Below are 17,190 nucleotides of genomic sequence, written 5' to 3'. Positions count from 1 at the left end.
GGGCCGCGCTGGCTCCTGACACTTTCACTCATGATCGGAGTCAAACTGGCCATAGGGCTGGCATCGCAACTTGGATGGGCTGCGCTCGGGATTTACCTGTATCGATCGGGTACCGGGCCCAGACATCTTGTTCTGATCAATCGCGTCATGGGCGGCCTGCTGGCGGCCTCGGCTTTTGCGATTCTGGTCTGATCAAGACACCAGACACACGAAAGCCGCCTCGCACCTTCATGCCAGACGGCTTTCGCGGGAAAAACTCAAAGCTTGTTAAGGCCGTCTTTCACACTGTCGATCCCGTTACTGACGGCGCTCTTGACGTCGCCCTTTGCCTTTTCTGCCTTGCCTTCGAGATTCTGGGCGGCGCCTTCAGCCTCCAGCTTCTCATTATGGGTCAGCTTGCCGGCTTCTTCCTTGATCGAACCGACAACCTGTTTGACGGTGCCGCTGACCTTATCGGTGAATGAGCTCATCGTGCTGTTCCTTCTCACTAGACCCTGCCTTTTGAGGAATGCCCCAAGGAAATCTGCCCTAGGCAGGGGAGCTGCTTGAACGCGTGATCTTGCGCAAAGTCGCATGGCACGGGCATTTTCTGCACTGTTTCGGTCTTCATTCCGAAACAGCGATCCCATAGGGTGAGTTGCTCCGAACCCTGCACCGAGAAAGCGCATAAATGGCCCCCTTCCTGTTTTTCGCAGTCGTTATTTTCTGGGGCCTGACCTGGTTTGCCATTACGCTTCAGATTGGCGGCACAAGCGCCGATGTCGCCATATTCTGGCGTTTTCTTTTCTCGGCGGGTCTGATCGGTATCGGCCTTGCCATAACCGGAAGGCTGCGACGTCCACCCGCTTCTGCCTGGGTATGGATCCTGGGTATGGGGGCCTGCCTGTTCTCCTGCAATTATCTCGGCATCTACACGTCGGAGCTGTATCTGCCGAGCGGCACGGTATCGGTCGTTTTCAGCATGGCCACGCTGCTCAACACCCTTAATCTCTGGCTGTTTTTCAGACAGAAGCCCGATCTGCGTGTGCTGGCGGGCGGGTTGCTCGGCGTTTGCGGTGTTGCCCTTTTGCTCGCTGGCGGAATGGGACATGGCAACTGGCATCACACGTTGATCGGCCTCGGTTTTGCCCTGCTGGGGACGTTTCTGTTTTCCTGTGGCAACATGTTTTCGCGCCGGATGGGACGCTACACCCTGAGCCTCACCAATACCGTATTCTGGGGCATGCTCAGCGGCGCGGTCATCATGGCGCTCTTCATCCCTCTGGTCGGTCATGGCTACGGCTTTCCCCTGACATGGCGCTGGATGACAGGGCTGGTCTACCTGATCCTGTTTGGTTCGATTGTGGGCTTTCTCTTCTACCTCGAACTGGTGCGGCGCATCGGGGCCGATCGTGCTGCCTATGCGACCATTCTCTCACCCGTCATTGCGCTGGGCATGTCCGCGTTTTTTGAGCAGGTGCACTGGTCTGCGCCCATGCTCGCCGGGCTGGTGCTGATTCTGCTCGGCAATGTTCTGGCTTTTCTGCGTCGCAAGCCCCTGCCGCAGCCGGTGGAAGTCGAGCAGGGCTGAGCCGCCCGATTTGACAGCTGGACGAGGCGGTTTTCTGATGGGGTACTGAAATGCCCCATCAGGAGAAAGACCGATGAAGCCCGCCTCTGGCCAGACCCCTGCCCTCGTTCTGCTGGAGAAGGAGGGCGTAGCCTATACCCTGCATACGCATGACTACGACCCGGAAGCGAGCCGCAAGGGATTGCAGGCCGCCGAGTCACTGGGCGTGTCGCCTGAACGCGTTTTCAAGACGCTGATGGTCTGGCTGGACAAGGACAAACCGGCCTGCGCGATCATTCGTTCGGATCACAAGCTGCATCTCAAGGCAGTCGCCGCCGCCCTGAAGGGCAAATCGGTCGCAATGATGGCCCCGCCGGATGCAGAACGTCTGACAGCCTATAAAACGGGCGGGATCAGCCCTTTCGGGCAAAAAAAACGCGTACCCGTCCTTCTGGACCGGCACGCGCTGGAACAGGAGACGATCTACGTGAACGCTGGCCGCAGGGGGCTGCAATGCGAGATCGCACCGGGACCGACCGCCAGCCATTTTGGCTGGGCAGTAGCGGCCATTGCAGAGTGATCAGAACCCGGTCGAAAGAGTGACCATCGCCGAGAAGGGCGGGTTCAGGTAGTAGGAAGGCGAACCTGACGCGGCGATCATGGTGCCATAAACCCCTCTTACCGCATTGGCGTTGTTCTGGAAGCCATAAACACCGTTGCGAAACTTGGCGCCAGTCAGATTGGTCATATTCAGCTGGATCTGCGGCGACTTCATGAAACCGGCATTCTTGAAGCGATAGCCAAGACCCACCTGATTGGTGATGTATTGCGGAACCGAATTGTCGTTCATGAACGTGGAATACTGCTTGCCGACATATTTGATCTGACCCGAAAACCAGAAGCTGCCATCGTCGTAATCCAGCCCGAGCCCTGCCTGCTCTTGAGGCGAACGAATAGCGATCTTGCCCTTGGTCGGCAGCAGGTCATTACCGACGCGCAGGTTGTTGTCGATGGTGGCGTGCAGATATTCGAACGTCACGTATGGCCGGAGATGGTGCCAAGGGCGGGTACCCAGCTGGATATCAACGCCACGCGTTGTCTGGCCACCTGCATTGACTGTCTGGCTGTAAACCGCGTTGCCCGGGCCATAATAGGTAAGAGACTGCTGGCGGTTGGTCAGATTGTAGTTGAAGAACGAAATTGAGCCGATCAGCAGGTCGCCGTTATAGCGGTACCCAAGTTCTTCCTCGATCGAATATTCAGGCGCAGACGGACCGCCAAGCTGACTGGCCTTGCCGGTTGTCGGGCTGATATAATCAACCAGCGATGTATTGGCCGGCGCCTTGAAGTTGGTATTACCTGCAATATAAATTTGATGGCGCTTGTTGAAGTTCCATGAGATTCCAACCTGCGGCAGCGGCTCAGGCGTATGCAGATTACGGTTATACTGCGTGCCCGGCGTGTAATTGTACATCCGCCTCGTCACCATGGCCTCCTTGAAGCCAACCACGATGTTCAGACGGTCGTTGAAATACTTCATCGTGTCGCCGATGAAGAGCATGTTGACCTGTGTCAGGGACAGGAAATCACGCGAGCGGTAGGGCTGACCGGACGATGTGGTGATCAGGTCCGTCGTTCCCCAGACATTATTGGGAATACCCGTCTGCTGATTGACCACTCCGTACGGGGAGTACTGATAAAGATTAGCGTATTCGTACCACCAGCCCAGCGAGATATCGTGATGGTGATCAGGACGATAATGCAACGAGAGCGTGTTGCCGGTACGGAACTGCTCCTGGTTTGATGGGGAGAACGCCAGAGCGCTCTGCGCACCGTTCAGGGCCAGCGCAACCTTCTGGGTGCCCAGATAGGCATTCGAGTTGTTGACAACCGATGCGCCTGTACCATTGCCGATACCGTGCCAGAAGTAAACCGAATCTTCGAGCGTCAGCTTCGGCGTGATCACGACATGGGTTGGAATGACCGCAATGACATTTTCGAACGGATTGACGTGCAGACGATAGTAATTGGTACCAGCCGAATTCGGCCCCGCATAATCAGCGGCGTAATTGGTTGAATAACCGGCATTACGCCACTGGCTCAGGTTGGGTGCTAGATAGAAATCATTGGTCTGATTGTTATAGGCAACGGTCAGGCCAGTATGACTTCCGTTACGGAAATCTTTAACGAGCTTAAAGTCATAGTGATACTTCTCGGCCTGGCCGGGGCCGCGCCAGTTATTGCCCTTGGTATGGCTGAAAGCGAACATTGCACGTACGCCGCTATTACCAATATCTCCGGAGTTCAGACGCAGAAACTGGCGGAACGTATCGAACGAGCCGAACGACACGTCCATCACGCCACCGAAGTGATGCGACGGGTTGCTCATGGTCATCGCCGTCAGGCCGGCAGAGGCGCTGATGACCGGGCTATTGATGTCGACCGATCCGGGCTGAAGCGATACACTCTCAAGGTTTTCAGATTCGAGAACTTCGTTCGCATAGAACTGGCCACCACCGATATCGTTCAGGGGCGCGCCATCCAGAAGCCAACCCACCTCACTGGTATCGAAACCACGAACGTTCAGCTGACCCGTGTACAGACCGAAAGGATCCGCCTGTGCCACGTTGACGCTGGGCATCATGGCCATCACTTGCTGCACGTTCACCGAAGGGGCGAGCTTGGCGATAAAATCATGCGTGACGGTTTGGATAGCCTTCGGCTCAACCTCAACACGCATCAGGCCTCCGCCCGGCTGGCGGGTGCGCTGACTGCGGCCTGTCACGGCAATTTCTTCAGGCTGCGAGCGCGCCATGACAGGGGCAGGCGCCGGGCGCGGGGCCATCATTGCGACAGGAGCAGCGGCGGGGACCGGCGCCGTGGAAGGCTTTGCCGTCCGATGTGTGGACGCATGGTGCTTGTGGCGGGTCGGCGCGGCGGTCGATACCTGAACACTGCCAGCAAGGGCGGTACCTGCAAGCAGCATCTTAAGACAGCGATGCGTGAAACTGGACGACATAGAGTAGCGTTTCCCTCGGCACTGGACAAAAAAAGACGGCGCTATTCGACCCGCACCTGATCGTTACGATATCAAACAGAAACCCACTTCCCGGCTACCAGTTACGTTAAGAAACAGCAACGAAACCTCGGTGATAATCGCGCCGCGGTGACTCAATCGTCACTCACTGTTACCCATCTGCATCATCTACTGCTTCCTCAGACGGGTCATGCCTGCTAGAGCCCTGAAAGTTCACACGGCGCGACGGGTCAGGAATGCTCCGGCCCGTTGGGCCGCCATGCCGTCATCAGAGGATCAGGCACAACGCTGCCGGATCATACTCTGGGCGCGATCCGTGCACAGATTGGAGCCCCTCCCCTGACGCTTTCCGCCCCGACGAAACGATCGCTGTCCAAAAGCCTCTGGAAACCGGGCCTGACGATTCTGGTCATCATCGTGCTGCTTTTGCTCGTGCGCGCCTTTCCCGTCACCCGTGCCCTGCTGGCCACTATCGAAAGCTGGAAAAACCAGCCTCTCGCCCCGCTGATCTTTCTTGCCATCGGCATTCCCTACAGCTTGTTCGGTTTGCCCCGTCAGGCGCTCTGTCTAGCAGCTGGGCTGATGTTCGGGACGCTCCCAGGGTTCGGCCTTGCCTCGACCGCGACACTGGGCGGCACGATACTCGGGTTTTTATGGATGCGACGCCTGGCCACACCTGCACAGCGCCAGCGCTGGCAGCAGCGTTTCCGGGGCAGACTGCGTCTCATCGGTCATGTTCTGGAAAAAGCGCCTTTTCAGGCCGTACTGACGCTTCGGCTCATGCCGGTCGGTTCGGCCCTGATGGTCACGGCGGCTGCCGGGCTGTATGGCGTGCCGCTTGGCGCCTTCGCCTGGGCGAGTTTCATCGGGGCAGTTCCGCAGAATCTTGTCTTCGTGCTGATCGGCGCAGGCGCTCAACTTGGGCAAGGTGTCCAGATCGGGCTCGGGATATTGCTTTTCGCAGGATCCTCCCTCCTTGCGTGGATACTGCTTGCCAAAGCCAGACGAGAGGGCGGCGAACTCGCCGCCCTGGCCGAGAGCGATGTGACCGAAGAAGAAGCCTGACACAAAGGCGACGAGCGATGTCCGCACGTTAAAAGACGATGCGACAACGAAAAAAGAGATTGAAAAACCACCGCGCTGCGATATCTGACACCTGATTGCCAGAGACTGGCCTGAAAACTGCCTTGTTCCTGATGCGCTTGAAGAGCGCGCCCCCGGACCGTTACGGGGCCTTCGCCTGATTTTTCGCAGCCCTTCATCCAGCAGGAGCGCCTCATGGCCTCTCCCGACGGGATCTCTTTTTCTGACAATTCAGCCACCGGGCGTCAGACCGACGCGGCGCCTGTCGCCATGCCCAGTTGGCTTCCCCTGCTTCTGGGGTTTCTGACGGCGGTTGGCCCGGTTTCGACAGATATCTATCTGCCCGCTTTCCCCGCGCTCGAAAAATCGCTGAACTCTCCGGCAGGCAGCGCAGGCATGACACTCTCTGCCTGGATGGTCGGACTGGCTATCGGGCAGATCACCATGGGTCCGCTGGCCGATCGTTTCGGTCGGCGCATTCCGATGCTCATCGGCATGAGCATATACACACTGGGCAGTGTCGGTTGCGCCATGGCCGCGACCATGACCGAGATGTGCCTGTTCAGGCTGATTGCCGCCGTCGCTGCCTCGGCCAGTATCGTCATCCCGAGCGCCTGCGTGCGCGATCTTTCCTCGGGGAACGACGCCGCAAAGCTGATGTCGAAGCTGATTCTCATACAGGGAATCGTACCGATTCTTGCCCCCATGCTGGGCGGGATCGCGCTGGACTATATCAGCTGGCGGGCGATCTTCTGGGTTTCTGCAGTTTATGGCGCACTTTGCGTGCTTCTGCTTTTGCGGGCCTTTCCCGAGACCTTGCCACGCGAGAGCCGACGCGAATTGCGGCCACTCTCATTGCTACATCGCTATCTCTTCATCGCCCGCGAGCGGAGTTTCATCACCAACGCGCTCGTCTGGGGGTTTTGCGGCTTTCTCTCTTTCACTTACCTCACAGCGGCACCAACGGTCTTCGAGCATATCTTCGGGTTTACACCGGCCCATTACGGCATGCTGTTCGGGTTGTTTGCGGTGTGCATGATCGGCTCGTCGCAGATCAACGGCGCGCTGGTCGGTCGTGTCAGCTCATCCGCCATGCTGGGCTGGGGGATCGCCTTTTCGGTTCTCGGCGCCATCGCTCTCCTGGTGGTGGTGATGGTGGCCGAACAATATCCTGGTCCGACGCACCATATCCGCCCGGTCATGCTGATCCCGATCGTGGGCTGCATGATGATCACCTTGGGCATGACCGGCATTATCGGCCCCAATGCCATGGTCGGGGCGCTGAGTAACCAGTCGCAATATGCCGGAAGTGCCTCGGCCTTTGCCGGAACCATGCAATACGCGTTAGGTTCTCTGGCGAGTACGGCAATCGGCGTTCTTCCGGCGGATACCCCCATGCCCATGGCAGCACTCATGCTGTTTGCGGCACTGATGATGGGGGGATTTGCGGTGATGCGTCCGCATACCCGCCCCCCTGTCGCTTCGGCTGACTAGTCAGCCTTTCCGGAGAGCCTCCTGATGACCGACTCGCCTGTCCTTCTTGTTGAGGATGACGATTCAATCGCCCTTATCGTCGAGGCGATCCTTTCCTCCGCAGGGCAGACGATCAACCGGGCCATCTCGGCGGAAGACGCGCTCTCGCTTGCGGCAAGCCGCGCGCCGTCCCTGATCATCTCCGATCTCAATCTGCCCGGCGCCCTGAACGGTGATGCGCTGGCGCGCAAACTGCGCGAGACCCAGCCCGGTCTGCCGGTCATTCTGATCTCGGGCGACTTTGAAGACGCTTCGTCACGCGACGACCTGGTGCCGGGCGCTGTGATCCTGCCCAAGCCATTTCGTCGTGCAGCGCTGATCGAGGCCGTCGAGAAAGCCCGCGCAGCGTCGTGCTGACATTATAGAAACACCCGACATTTACATTTGAGGCATGACGCGGCTAGATGCCGCGCCTTTTGACGATGTTACGCAGCAGGGAAGAGAAACACCGACATGACCCAGAACACGCCGCATGGCGATCAGCCCGAGCTCGATCTCAAGAAATACATTCGCGAGATCCCGGATTTCCCCAAGCCCGGCATCCTGTTCTACGACATTTCGACCCTGATCCGTAATGCCGATGCCTGGCAGATCGCCACCGCTCGTCTGACGCGCGCCATCGCGCCCTGGCAGCCCGATCTTCTGGCCGGAATCGAGAGCCGCGGCTTTCTGACGGCGGCCCCCGTTGCCATGCGTCTGGGCTGCGGCTTCATCATGCTACGCAAGCCGGGCAAGCTGCCGGGCAAGACCATCTCGCTGAAATACGGCCTCGAATACGGCCAGGACGAACTGCATATCCAGGCCGATGCCATCAAGCCCGGCCAGCGCGTGGTCGTACTGGACGATCTGCTGGCGACAGGCGGCACGCTCTCTGCCTCGATCAAGCTGCTGCAGAATGTGGGCGCCGAAGTGGTTGGCACCTCGGTGCTGGTCGAACTCGACGGTCTCGGCGGACGCGACAAGCTGGACGTGCCGCTACATTCGCTTCTAACCTACCCGGCCTGAGGCCTGCGTTCTGACGGGCGGGCGGTAGTCAGGCTCTTCGGCAAGGGCAGCACCGCTCTGCCCCCGGCCGGCAGGCCCCCTCATGCGGAGCCTCGCCATGACCGATCGCCTTTCTTCTCTCTGGCAGCAGCGTTATCGCACGCCTCTTCCCGAGGCGCTGGCCGATAACAAGGTGAGCCAGAGCGCCGTTTTCGACTCTCTTCTGACCCATCGCTCCGTACGAGCCTACCTGCCCAACGCCCTCCCCGAGGGCACGATAGAAGCCGCCATCGCGGCGGCGCAATCGGCTGCGACATCCAGCAATCTGCAATGCTGGACCGTCATCGCCGTAGAAGACCCGGTCAGACGCGCCCGCCTAGCCGCGCTCTGCGGCAATCAGTCCCATATCGCGACAGCGCCGGTCTTTCTGGTCTGGGTGGCCGATCTCTCCCGGCTGCGACGGATTGCGCAAAACGAGGGAGAAACGCATGAGGCGCTCGATTATACGGAAGCCTTTCTGATCGCTGCCATCGACACGGCGCTGGCGGCCCAGAATGCCGTCAGCGCACTCGAGGCAGCGGGGCTTGGCACGGTTTATATCGGTGGGCTGCGCAATCATCCTGAGGAAATTGCGGAAAAGCTCGCTTTGCCTGAGGGCTGTGTCGGTCTGTTCGGCCTTTGCGTCGGCTACCCCGACCCGGCAGAGCCTGCGAGCGTCAAACCACGCTTACCACAGCGGGCCGTCTTGCATCGTGAGCGTTACGATTTCGAGGCTGAGGCTGAGGCTGAAATCATCGCAGCTTATGACGCACTCGATGATGCCTTCCAGAAAGAACAGGGCCTGCCCTCCAGACGCTGGTCTGCCACCATGGTCAGGCGCATCGCGACCCGCGCGGGGCTGCATGGGCGCGACACCATGCGCACCTCGCTCAAAGCGCTCGGTTTCCCGTTGAAATAGGATCAGGGGCGTGGATCTGGTGCGCCCTTTCCCTTGCCCCGATCAGATCGCGCCATTCAGCATCCCTGTCCGGTCGTGACAACCAATATACTCGAGTATCTGGGCATCGCTTTGCAGAACGGCCACCTCGTGGAACAGGCGCAGGGCGAGCCTGCCTTGTAATTGCTGCACGACCTGAAGGAAATCGCCGAAGATCGCCTTGTGGGTCGGATGATGCTCGGCCCAGCTTTCCATTGAAGCCAGATCGCGCCAGGCACTCATTCCAAAGCTGCGACAGGGCTTGCCACCATTCTCAATGCTGACACGCATATAGCGATTGAAATAGCATCCGATAGCCAGCCCCTCGTCACGCAGGAACGCCATGCCTGCCCGCAAGGTCGGCTCGATGCGGTCGCGATAAAGCGTCAGCTCTTCTCCCGTTACATCTGACCAATCCTGCCCCGAGCGGATCAGGGCGACCCCTTCGTGGCTGATCACGCGTCGGCGAAGCGGAGCCTCCTCCTGGACGACCCTTCCACCTGACGAGGCCAGTGCATCGGTCTGGCTGGCAGGAATACGGTCGCGCATACCGCCCCAATAACCGTGCTCCTGTATCGTCTCGGCGCTTCTTTCGCCCAGCAGGACACCGACCCCTTCCAGCCGGTCGGCCGCGCTGAACAGCGTTTCGAGATGGGTACTACGTGGCAGATAGATCTCGCGATAGAGACCCATGCCCTCGCTTTCTCGCGCTGGATCGGCCCACCAGGCTACGTGCTGCTGCCACCAGACCCGATAGGAGTCGGGATCGGGCCAATAGCCGATTGCAACACCATTGGCGTAGCCTGCGCTGTCGATGAAGTCGGCACGCTCTATGCCCTGGGCCGCCTCCCCATCCCCAAGCTGACGGACCAGAGCGGCAAGAAGGTGGCCTGCCTGTTCCGCCTGCGTGTCCTCGCGCCATTGCACCCCGAAATACCCCATGACGCGTTGAGACGATTCCGTCTTGCCGCGCGCCGTCCAGGCAGGGAAAGGCGGCTGAAAATCATCGGCAATCCGCCGCTCTCGCGAGCGCGGACAGCGAAGATGCGGAGCAATGGCGCTTTCCATGATCAGGCCTCACCCGAAAGCGGGAAGGCAAACGACGCACTCTCGACCGGATCGGGATCAGCCGGTCTGACATACTCCACACGGCGCGCTCTGGTCGGGTTGAACAGCAGACGGGTGACATCGGGACGCGAATAATGACCGACCGGATCGGCCGAGGCCTTGGCAATGGGAATGGCTGCCAGATCGATCTCTGCGTAGAGCAGTCCCTCCTCATCCGGCGCGAGAGGTGTGGCACGCTCACGACCATCGGGGCCGAAGATGCGGGCGGCGGCACCACCGGCACGAAGAAGCTCGCGTTTGTTCGGCGTGTCGCACAAGACCTCGAGCATGGTTTCGGAAACGACCGCGCAAGGCGCCAGCACGAAACAGCCACCCTCAACCGCATAGACCCGAGAGGCCGCAGTGTTCACCTCCGCACTCAGCGCGTAGGCGAAGGGTTCGTAAAGCGAAAAACTGGGCCACGCACCCACATGCACCTGCTCGTTCTGGGCATACATCGCATATTTCGTCAGAGGCTGGATATGCTCCCAGCAGCAGAGCGCCCCCACACGGCCCAGACCCGGCAGGTCATGCACGGCCAGATCGCTGCCATCGCCCTCGCCATAGACGGTGCGTTCCACATGGGTCACACGCAGCTTGCGTCGGGTCGCAACCGTCTCGCCATCGGGCCCGAGGATCCATTGAGCGATATAAAGCGAGCCCTCATAACGCTCGGACAGACCCAGAACGGCCGTGATGCCTGACTCTCTGACAGCCTTGCGCAGGCGGTCGGCCTCGGGACTTTCATAAGCGAGCGAGTTATCGAAATAACGGCTGGTAAAGCCTTTGCCGATCGACCAGGCCGGGCTGTCGAGCCAGATGTGCCAAGGATAGCCGGGGATGAACGTCTCGGGGAAAGCGATCAGCGCAGCGCCCGAAGCAGCCGCCTCCCTGATCAGGGCAATCGTCTTGTCGATGGTGGCGTCGAGATCGAGAAAGACCGGGGCTGCCTGAACGACAGCGACCTTGTATCGGGGGTGCTTGAGACTCATGTGCCTGCTCCGTCCGTTGATGTCTGGTCGGGCGGAAAATGCCCGGAACAAGATCGATCTTAGGTCGGAACGAATTTCTGTCTTGTCTGTGAAGGAAGCAAAACATGCCTGCCGTTTTCGAGGCATATGCCGGTCTTCATTCGGGCAGGGCGAGCCTCTCCTGACGGCTGTTGCGGTAGGCGCGGGGGGCGCAGCCATAGGCCGCTGAAAAAACCCGGCTGAAATGAGCCTGGCTTACAAACCCGCTCATACGGGCGATTTCGCCAATCTGATAACGGTCCCGGCCCGGGTCGGATAATGCGCCGCGCGCCCATTCGAGACGACGCTTCATGACATATTCGGCCACCCCCAGCCCTTCATCGGCAAACAGATCGTCGAGATAGCGCGTGGAGATACGAAACTGCTCGGCAAGCGCCCTGCGCCCGAGATCGGGATCACGCAGACGCGTCTCGATGGCATTGCGTATCTGTAGCCCCATGGCCATGCGGTGCGATGTCGGGGCCCCTGAGCGCGTGCCGGTGGCGATCAGCATGGTCGCGACCAGCTCGGCGGCTTGGGCGGTGAGTTTCGACACCAGCATGTCAGGCAAAGCCCGTGTGGTGGCCATCAGCCCGGTCAGGAAATGGCGCGTCAGCTCTGCCAGAGGGTTGGACGTATCGATCAGAGTCGCCGTGAGGTGTTCCGCATGGCCGAAGCGGGCATTCAGCGCCTCGCTCGGCAGCATGAAGATGATCTGTTCGAAATCGCGATCGAAACGCAGCGTGTAAGGACGGCTCGAATGATACAGCGCGAAATTACCGGGCAGTACGACAGCCTCGCGCCCATCCTGCAAAACCTGCCCCCTGCCACTGACACCGAGGCTCAGCAGGTAATGTGTGCCCTCAGAGGCACCGATCAGGCGGCGCGTGCGTGAGACCGACTGCGCACTGGAGCGCACGGTCGAGACGCTGAAAGAGTCGAGGGCAAGACGCGTGACCGCGCCCCGAAACCCGCTCTGTTGCGGCGCGCATTCGAGCGGCACGAAAGACCGGCAGACGATATCGTGCCAGAACTCGAGCCCGGCTCGGGGCGACAGACCTGCAATATCGTAACTCTGCAATACAAGCGGCATATCTCTTTGCCTCCGTCTGTACCGTCATCCGACCGCAGAAACCCGATTAGCATGCTGCAAAATGTTGCGGTATCGTTATTGTTCCGCCTTGGGACAATACGACCTCCCTGGGCAAAAGAACCCTCTCTGTCAGACAAGAGCCGCACCCTGTCTGCATGCTGACATTCCTGCTCGATTTCAAGCGGGGATGAGATGAAGCAGATCCTGAAAACCAGTGTGGCCCTTACGCTTTGCCTGACAACACTCTGCCTGGGCCTGGCATGTCCGGGCCTGATACCGGCAGCACAGGCTACCGAAGGCGGCCAGACCAACTGGGCCTCGGGCGTGCAGACGATCTATCCCGCGCTGACGCCGCCGCAAGGCCAGACTTTCTGGCAGGATTATTTCGTGGTCAATCCGAATGGAGCCTATTCCAGCACGGGCAAGAAATCTGCAGTGCCAGGCTTCAGGGCGACCGCCATCGCCAACGCCGCCAGAATTTTCCATAGCTGGAACGGGCAGTTTCTCGGCGCGACACTATCGAGCAGCGCCATTATGGCCGTCAACAGCCTGACCTTGCGCGCAGGCGGACAGGGTGGAACCGCATTCGGCGCCAACTGGCTCTATGTCGCGCCACTCTATCTCTCATGGCACACACCAACCGTGCATGTTTATCTTGGCGAGGGCGCCTTTCTGCCCATAGGCGCGTTCAGCAAGACCGATCTCGTCAATGAATCGACGCATGTCTTTGCTTTCAATCAGGAAGCGGCCCTGACCTGGATGCCGACAAAACGCTTCGACGTGTCAGCCGAGGGCGAACTCCAGATCAATTCGAAAAACGGTGCCACCGACTATAAATCAGGCAACGTCATCAATATCGATTTCGGCGCGAATTACATGATCGCCCCTGCCTTGCCACAGCTCCGTCTTGGCCTGAACGGTTTCGTGACGTCGCAATTCACCAATGACGTGCAAAATGGACATCGTGTCGGAGACGGCAATCGCCTGAGCAAATTCGCGCTGGGCCCGCAGCTTATCTGGTTTTTCAAGCCGCCTTACGCAGTCGCGCTCAAATGGCAACATGAAATGGGCGTGCAGAACAGCACGCGCGGCGATCGTTACTGGCTGCAATTCCAGATACCGCTCTGACCCGTGCGCTCTTTGCTTTGTCTCTCCGATGGCAGACCGGCCCTCCCCTGAGGGCCGCCTGACGTGACGGATCAGCCTATGGCTTTCACGAGACTTTCCGACGTGATTTCGGCAATCGACCGTGCACCGGTCAAGGTCATGGCAACGCGCAATTCGCGCTCCATCAGATCGAGAAGCTTCTCGACCCCGCGCTGCCCGCCTGCAGCAAGGGCGTAGATATAGGCACGCCCCAGAAGCACGGCATCCGCACCGAGGGCGACCATGCGGGCAATATCCAGACCCGACCGCACGCCGGAATCGACCAGAATGGCCAGATCGCCCTTCACCGCATCCGCGATAGGCGGCAGGGCACGACAACTCGACATGACGCCATCGAGCTGTCTGCCTCCATGATTGGACACCACGATCCCATCGGCGCCAAAACGCACGGCGTCGCGGGCATCCTCAGGGTCGAGAATCCCCTTGATCAGCATCGGTCCTTTCCAGAACGTGCGTATCCATTCCAGATCTTTCCAGCTGATCGACGAGTCGAAATTCTGGGCCAGCCAGCCGATATAATCTTCGAGCCCCGTCGGGTGGCCGCGATAGGTCGAGATATTGCCCAGATCATGCGGCCTTCCGTTGAGACCAACATCCCAGGCCCATTCGGGATGGAGCACTGCCTGAGCGATACGCCGCGCCGCCGCATAGGGGCCGGACATACCCGAATGCACGTCGCGATAACGTGCGCCCGGCGTCGGCATATCGACCGTGAAGACGAGTGTCGTCACCCCTGCATCGCGTGCGCGCTCCAGCACATTGCGCATGAAACCACGATCTTTCAGCACATAAAGCTGAAACCAGATCGGCGCGGGGCTCTGGCTCTGCACCTCCTCGATGGGACAAACCGAAACGGTCGAAAGCGTGAAGGGAATGCCCTTGCGAGCAGCGGCGCGTGCCGCCTGAACTTCGCCGCGTCGCGCATACATGCCGGTCAGCCCAACCGGCGCAAGGGCGGCTGGGAGGCTGAGTTTCTGGCCGAAAAGCGTGGTAGAGGTATCGAGACCGGAGACATTGCGCAAAACGCGCTGCCTCAACGCGACATCAGACAAATCAGCCCGATTGCGCCGCATCGTATGTTCCGCGTAGGCCCCGCCATCAATGTAATGGAACAGGAAAGGCGGCAGCTTGCGGCGCGCAGCCTTGCGAAAATCCGTCGGGGCGGAAATCAGCATGGGATCGGGCTCCTGAGAATGAACGTCTTATTGTCAACGTCCAGCAGGACCGCATTACCCCGAGGCGTCCAGTCACATCACCGTGGTGCCCAGACGGGACTCTTTCAGGCCATGCGCCTGCCGAAAGCGCCCCATCGGCCCAAAAAGCCAGAATGGGGCGACAGGGAAAACCGGGGACTGCTTAGCGCAGGATACCGGTATGACCGACGCTGTAACGGCCCGGCTGAGGCCAGACGGTCAGACCGTGCGGCTCGGCGCCGACAGGGATCTTCTTCATCTCGCCGGTTTCGGTATTGATGGCATAGGCCACGTCATCGAAACGTCCCGAGAGCCAAAGCAGCTTTCCGTCTGCGCTGACATTGCCCATATCGGGGCTGCCGCCACCGGGGATCGGCCAGGTCCTGACCACCTTGTCCGTCGCGAAATCGATAACCGATACGCTGCCGGGGCTGTGGCGCGGGCCATGGATCTTGTGCGACCCGCGATTGGCCACATACATGAACTTGCCGTCGCGGCTCGGATATTCGCCATGCGTGCCGGGACCGGTTGGAATGAAGCCGGTCTCCTTGAAGCTGTCGCCATCGACCACGAACACGCCATCGGCATGCATGTCGGCAATATAGAATTTATGCCCGTCGGGCGCCGTCAGGATATCCTGCGGCATACCGCCCTTGGAAAGCTTCAAGTAGCCGATCAGGCTGCGATTGACGGTGTCGATCTTGGCCAGATAGCCGCCGAACTCGCAGGTGAAGATGGCATAGCGCCCGTCGATCGAGAAATCGGCGTGGTTGATGCCCTTGCACTGGGGAGCCTCGACCGAACCGATCAGCGCCATGCTATGCGGATCGCGAAAATCGAGACGCTCATGGGCCTCGGCCACCACGATGGCGTATTTGCCATCGGGGGTGAAATACATGTTGTAGGGGTCGTCTACCGTGACGGCCGTGCCCGGCTTGCCTGTGCGCGGATCGATGGGGGTCAGGCTGCCGTCATTGCTGCCCTCGGCGTTGTTGGTGACCCAGAGCGTGCGCAGATCCCAGCTCGGTACGACATGCTGCGGGCTGCGGCCCACCTTGAAGGTATCGACCACCTTGAAAGTCGCAGGGTCGATGACCGATACGCTGTTGCCGCGCAGATTGGGCACATAGACCCGCGCCAGATCGTCCTTGATGGCGGGCGAAATCCTGCCGGCGACCGTCTCGCTATAGATATTCTTCGGGTCGATCACGGCTGGCATGCCGGGAATGGTCTGCACGGCGCCAGACGTCGCCTGGGCGGCAGGCGCCGCTGCCGTGGCAGGGTCAACAGAGGTCGGGGCGTTTGTCTGTGAGGCAGGCTGGGCCTGTGGTGCGGAAACCGCCGCGTCAGCCGGTTTCGAAGGGGCCGCCGGAACAGCATTCGGCGTGGTGTCCTGCGCCCATGTCGCCGGGGCGGCGCCGAGCGCCACGCCGAACAGCGAAACGATGAACGCGTGATGTGAGAACTTCATAGATGCTCCTTGAAAACGACTCATCTCAGCGGGCTTTGCCAAGGGCACTGAGCGCTGCCTGAACCTGAATATCCGTTCCGATCTGCCCCAACGCCACCGTAGCGGGACGCGGGTCTCCACCATAAACGCCCTGAGCGACTCCCGGCAGGGGCGCCTTTTCGAGAGCGTCCTGACGCACCATCGTCGGGTCGATTGCCAGCATCAGCGCCGTGTCGCTCAGATCGGCATGTTTGCCAAGCGCCGCGCCAAGGCCTTTCTGACGCAGGGCGTCGGCAAAAGCGCCGCCGATACTGTCATAATACGCAGCCAGATAGAGGGCTTCTCCCTGACCGTGCCACTTATTGTTCAGCTTTTCTACGGCTGCCTTGAGATAGGACAAATATCCGCCATGATCGGCAATGAAAACGACACGGCGAAAGCCCTGAACATGGAAGCTCTCTCCAGCGCCCTCAATCACCCCTTCGAATACCGCAGGCGGAATCGAGATAGTACCGGGGAAGCGCATGTGCGAGCTGCGCGGCGTGGTGCTGCCCTCGGGCACATAGGCGATGACCGGCGCCACGAGCGTGTGGCCCAGACGTCCGGCGATACGCTCCGCCTGGGTTTGCGCCCTCACATTATGCTTGCCGACCGCGATATAGGGGCCGCTCTGTTCGGTGCCCCCAACAGGCACGATGATCGTATCCGTACCGCTCTGCAAACGCGCCTGGATCTCGGTCCAGGTCAATCGTTCGAAAGAGACAGTCTCGGCATGGACGGCGGAAAGCGCCCCGCATGCCGGAGCCGCCGCGGCCAGAAGAACCGACAGGAAAAAGCCCCGCGCAGCAGGGCGGAGACAGGTCATAAAAGCCACGCGCGCGACGTCCTCCTGAAGAAACCGCCGCAGTTCTATCACAGGTGTGGACAGGCGCCAGAGCCGGGCACGGATGTTGCAGAGTTTTGCCAGAGCTGTAAAACACCCAGCTTATTCCGACTCAGATATGGAGC

At 60.0% G+C, this 17,190-nt stretch carries 17 protein-coding genes; 9 read left to right on the top strand and 8 right to left on the bottom strand.

What is annotated here, in order from left to right:
* Window positions 1-30: 30 nt before the first annotated feature.
* On the top strand, window positions 31-192 hold the full coding sequence (locus ABHV46_RS11720) for a hypothetical protein (protein ID WP_438381609.1): 162 nt from the start codon (window positions 31-33) through the stop codon (window positions 190-192).
* A gap of 65 nt (window positions 193-257) precedes the next feature.
* Here the strand turns inward: ABHV46_RS11720 and ABHV46_RS11715 are convergent, their stop codons facing one another.
* Complete coding sequence (locus ABHV46_RS11715) at window positions 258-470, bottom strand: CsbD family protein (RefSeq protein WP_438381608.1); 213 nt, start codon at window positions 468-470, stop codon at window positions 258-260.
* A gap of 200 nt (window positions 471-670) precedes the next feature.
* Between ABHV46_RS11715 and ABHV46_RS11710 the strand changes: the two genes are divergently transcribed.
* Together ABHV46_RS11710 and ybaK are read left to right on the top strand one after the other, a co-directional pair.
* Window positions 671-1,570 (top strand): DMT family transporter, encoded by a 900-nt coding sequence (locus ABHV46_RS11710; protein ID WP_438381607.1) that lies wholly within the window; start codon window positions 671-673, stop codon window positions 1,568-1,570.
* A gap of 73 nt (window positions 1,571-1,643) precedes the next feature.
* Entirely contained in the window at window positions 1,644-2,129 is a 486-nt protein-coding gene (gene ybaK, locus ABHV46_RS11705) for a Cys-tRNA(Pro) deacylase (RefSeq protein WP_438381606.1), read from the top strand.
* Here ybaK and ABHV46_RS11700 read toward each other — a convergent pair whose 3' ends face one another.
* A complete protein-coding gene (locus ABHV46_RS11700; protein ID WP_438381605.1) occupies window positions 2,130-4,568 on the bottom strand; it encodes a TonB-dependent receptor in 2,439 nt (812 codons plus the stop codon).
* 267 nt (window positions 4,569-4,835) lie between these two features.
* Between ABHV46_RS11700 and ABHV46_RS11695 the strand changes: the two genes are divergently transcribed.
* The 5 genes from ABHV46_RS11695 (at window position 4,836) to ABHV46_RS11675 (ending at window position 9,144) form a co-directional block, all read left to right on the top strand.
* Complete coding sequence (locus ABHV46_RS11695; protein ID WP_438381604.1) at window positions 4,836-5,651, top strand: TVP38/TMEM64 family protein; 816 nt, start codon at window positions 4,836-4,838, stop codon at window positions 5,649-5,651.
* 213 nt (window positions 5,652-5,864) lie between these two features.
* Window positions 5,865-7,163: a multidrug effflux MFS transporter gene (locus tag ABHV46_RS11690; protein ID WP_438381603.1), complete on the top strand. Its 1,299-nt coding sequence runs from the start codon at window positions 5,865-5,867 to the stop codon at window positions 7,161-7,163.
* A gap of 24 nt (window positions 7,164-7,187) precedes the next feature.
* Window positions 7,188-7,559, top strand: coding sequence for a response regulator (locus ABHV46_RS11685; RefSeq protein ID WP_438381602.1), 372 nt, complete (start codon window positions 7,188-7,190; stop codon window positions 7,557-7,559).
* A 96-nt stretch (window positions 7,560-7,655) separates the two neighbouring features.
* The gene (locus ABHV46_RS11680) at window positions 7,656-8,207 is read left to right on the top strand and encodes an adenine phosphoribosyltransferase (RefSeq protein WP_336946114.1); all 552 of its coding nucleotides are present in this window, start codon (window positions 7,656-7,658) and stop codon (window positions 8,205-8,207) included.
* Between the two features lie 97 nt (window positions 8,208-8,304).
* Window positions 8,305-9,144: an NADPH-dependent oxidoreductase gene (locus ABHV46_RS11675; RefSeq protein WP_438381601.1), complete on the top strand. Its 840-nt coding sequence runs from the start codon at window positions 8,305-8,307 to the stop codon at window positions 9,142-9,144.
* 42 nt (window positions 9,145-9,186) lie between these two features.
* Here ABHV46_RS11675 and ABHV46_RS11670 read toward each other — a convergent pair whose 3' ends face one another.
* From ABHV46_RS11670 to ABHV46_RS11660, 3 genes are all read right to left on the bottom strand, one after another.
* The gene (locus tag ABHV46_RS11670) at window positions 9,187-10,230 is read right to left on the bottom strand and encodes a phenylacetaldoxime dehydratase family protein (protein WP_438381600.1); all 1,044 of its coding nucleotides are present in this window, start codon (window positions 10,228-10,230) and stop codon (window positions 9,187-9,189) included.
* A 2-nt stretch (window positions 10,231-10,232) separates the two neighbouring features.
* A complete protein-coding gene (locus tag ABHV46_RS11665) occupies window positions 10,233-11,261 on the bottom strand; it encodes a carbon-nitrogen hydrolase family protein (protein ID WP_438381599.1) in 1,029 nt (342 codons plus the stop codon).
* Window positions 11,262-11,397: 136 nt separating this feature from the next.
* On the bottom strand, window positions 11,398-12,372 hold the full coding sequence (locus ABHV46_RS11660; protein WP_438381598.1) for a helix-turn-helix domain-containing protein: 975 nt from the start codon (window positions 12,370-12,372) through the stop codon (window positions 11,398-11,400).
* Window positions 12,373-12,564: 192 nt separating this feature from the next.
* Between ABHV46_RS11660 and ABHV46_RS11655 the strand changes: the two genes are divergently transcribed.
* Window positions 12,565-13,500 carry a SphA family protein gene (locus ABHV46_RS11655; RefSeq protein ID WP_438381597.1) on the top strand — a complete coding sequence of 312 codons (936 nt, stop codon included), beginning with the start codon at window positions 12,565-12,567 and terminating at the stop codon, window positions 13,498-13,500.
* Between the two features lie 71 nt (window positions 13,501-13,571).
* Here the strand turns inward: ABHV46_RS11655 and lldD are convergent, their stop codons facing one another.
* The 3 genes from lldD to ABHV46_RS11640 form a co-directional block, all read right to left on the bottom strand.
* Entirely contained in the window at window positions 13,572-14,714 is a 1,143-nt protein-coding gene (gene lldD / locus ABHV46_RS11650) for an FMN-dependent L-lactate dehydrogenase LldD (protein WP_438381596.1), read from the bottom strand.
* 181 nt (window positions 14,715-14,895) lie between these two features.
* Complete coding sequence (locus ABHV46_RS11645; RefSeq protein WP_438381595.1) at window positions 14,896-16,203, bottom strand: YncE family protein; 1,308 nt, start codon at window positions 16,201-16,203, stop codon at window positions 14,896-14,898.
* Window positions 16,204-16,228: 25 nt separating this feature from the next.
* Window positions 16,229-17,047 (bottom strand): creatininase family protein, encoded by an 819-nt coding sequence (locus ABHV46_RS11640; RefSeq protein ID WP_438384379.1) that lies wholly within the window; start codon window positions 17,045-17,047, stop codon window positions 16,229-16,231.
* Window positions 17,048-17,190 lie beyond the last annotated feature (143 nt).

The organism is Asaia sp. BMEF1, assembly GCF_051628905.1.
GTDB lineage: Bacteria > Pseudomonadota > Alphaproteobacteria > Acetobacterales > Acetobacteraceae > Asaia.
Note: the sequence above shows the minus strand (reverse complement) of the source record. Positions and strands in the feature narration are given on the sequence as shown.

What these genes read in the sequence shown, in the direction of transcription:
- ABHV46_RS11720 (WP_438381609.1), top strand. Translation starts at nt 31, where the DNA reads ATGATCGGAGTCAAACTGGCCATAGGGCTGGCATCGCAACTTGGATGG.
- ABHV46_RS11715 (WP_438381608.1), bottom strand. Translation starts at nt 470, where the DNA reads ATGAGCTCATTCACCGATAAGGTCAGCGGCACCGTCAAACAGGTTGTC.
- ABHV46_RS11710 (WP_438381607.1), top strand. Translation starts at nt 671, where the DNA reads ATGGCCCCCTTCCTGTTTTTCGCAGTCGTTATTTTCTGGGGCCTGACC.
- ybaK (WP_438381606.1), top strand. Translation starts at nt 1,644, where the DNA reads ATGAAGCCCGCCTCTGGCCAGACCCCTGCCCTCGTTCTGCTGGAGAAG.
- ABHV46_RS11700 (WP_438381605.1), bottom strand. Translation starts at nt 4,568, where the DNA reads ATGTCGTCCAGTTTCACGCATCGCTGTCTTAAGATGCTGCTTGCAGGT.
- ABHV46_RS11690 (WP_438381603.1), top strand. Translation starts at nt 5,865, where the DNA reads ATGGCCTCTCCCGACGGGATCTCTTTTTCTGACAATTCAGCCACCGGG.
- ABHV46_RS11685 (WP_438381602.1), top strand. Translation starts at nt 7,188, where the DNA reads ATGACCGACTCGCCTGTCCTTCTTGTTGAGGATGACGATTCAATCGCC.
- ABHV46_RS11680 (WP_336946114.1), top strand. Translation starts at nt 7,656, where the DNA reads ATGACCCAGAACACGCCGCATGGCGATCAGCCCGAGCTCGATCTCAAG.
- ABHV46_RS11675 (WP_438381601.1), top strand. Translation starts at nt 8,305, where the DNA reads ATGACCGATCGCCTTTCTTCTCTCTGGCAGCAGCGTTATCGCACGCCT.
- ABHV46_RS11670 (WP_438381600.1), bottom strand. Translation starts at nt 10,230, where the DNA reads ATGGAAAGCGCCATTGCTCCGCATCTTCGCTGTCCGCGCTCGCGAGAG.
- ABHV46_RS11665 (WP_438381599.1), bottom strand. Translation starts at nt 11,261, where the DNA reads ATGAGTCTCAAGCACCCCCGATACAAGGTCGCTGTCGTTCAGGCAGCC.
- ABHV46_RS11660 (WP_438381598.1), bottom strand. Translation starts at nt 12,372, where the DNA reads ATGCCGCTTGTATTGCAGAGTTACGATATTGCAGGTCTGTCGCCCCGA.
- ABHV46_RS11655 (WP_438381597.1), top strand. Translation starts at nt 12,565, where the DNA reads ATGAAGCAGATCCTGAAAACCAGTGTGGCCCTTACGCTTTGCCTGACA.
- lldD (WP_438381596.1), bottom strand. Translation starts at nt 14,714, where the DNA reads ATGCTGATTTCCGCCCCGACGGATTTTCGCAAGGCTGCGCGCCGCAAG.
- ABHV46_RS11645 (WP_438381595.1), bottom strand. Translation starts at nt 16,203, where the DNA reads ATGAAGTTCTCACATCACGCGTTCATCGTTTCGCTGTTCGGCGTGGCG.
- ABHV46_RS11640 (WP_438384379.1), bottom strand. Translation starts at nt 17,047, where the DNA reads ATGACCTGTCTCCGCCCTGCTGCGCGGGGCTTTTTCCTGTCGGTTCTT.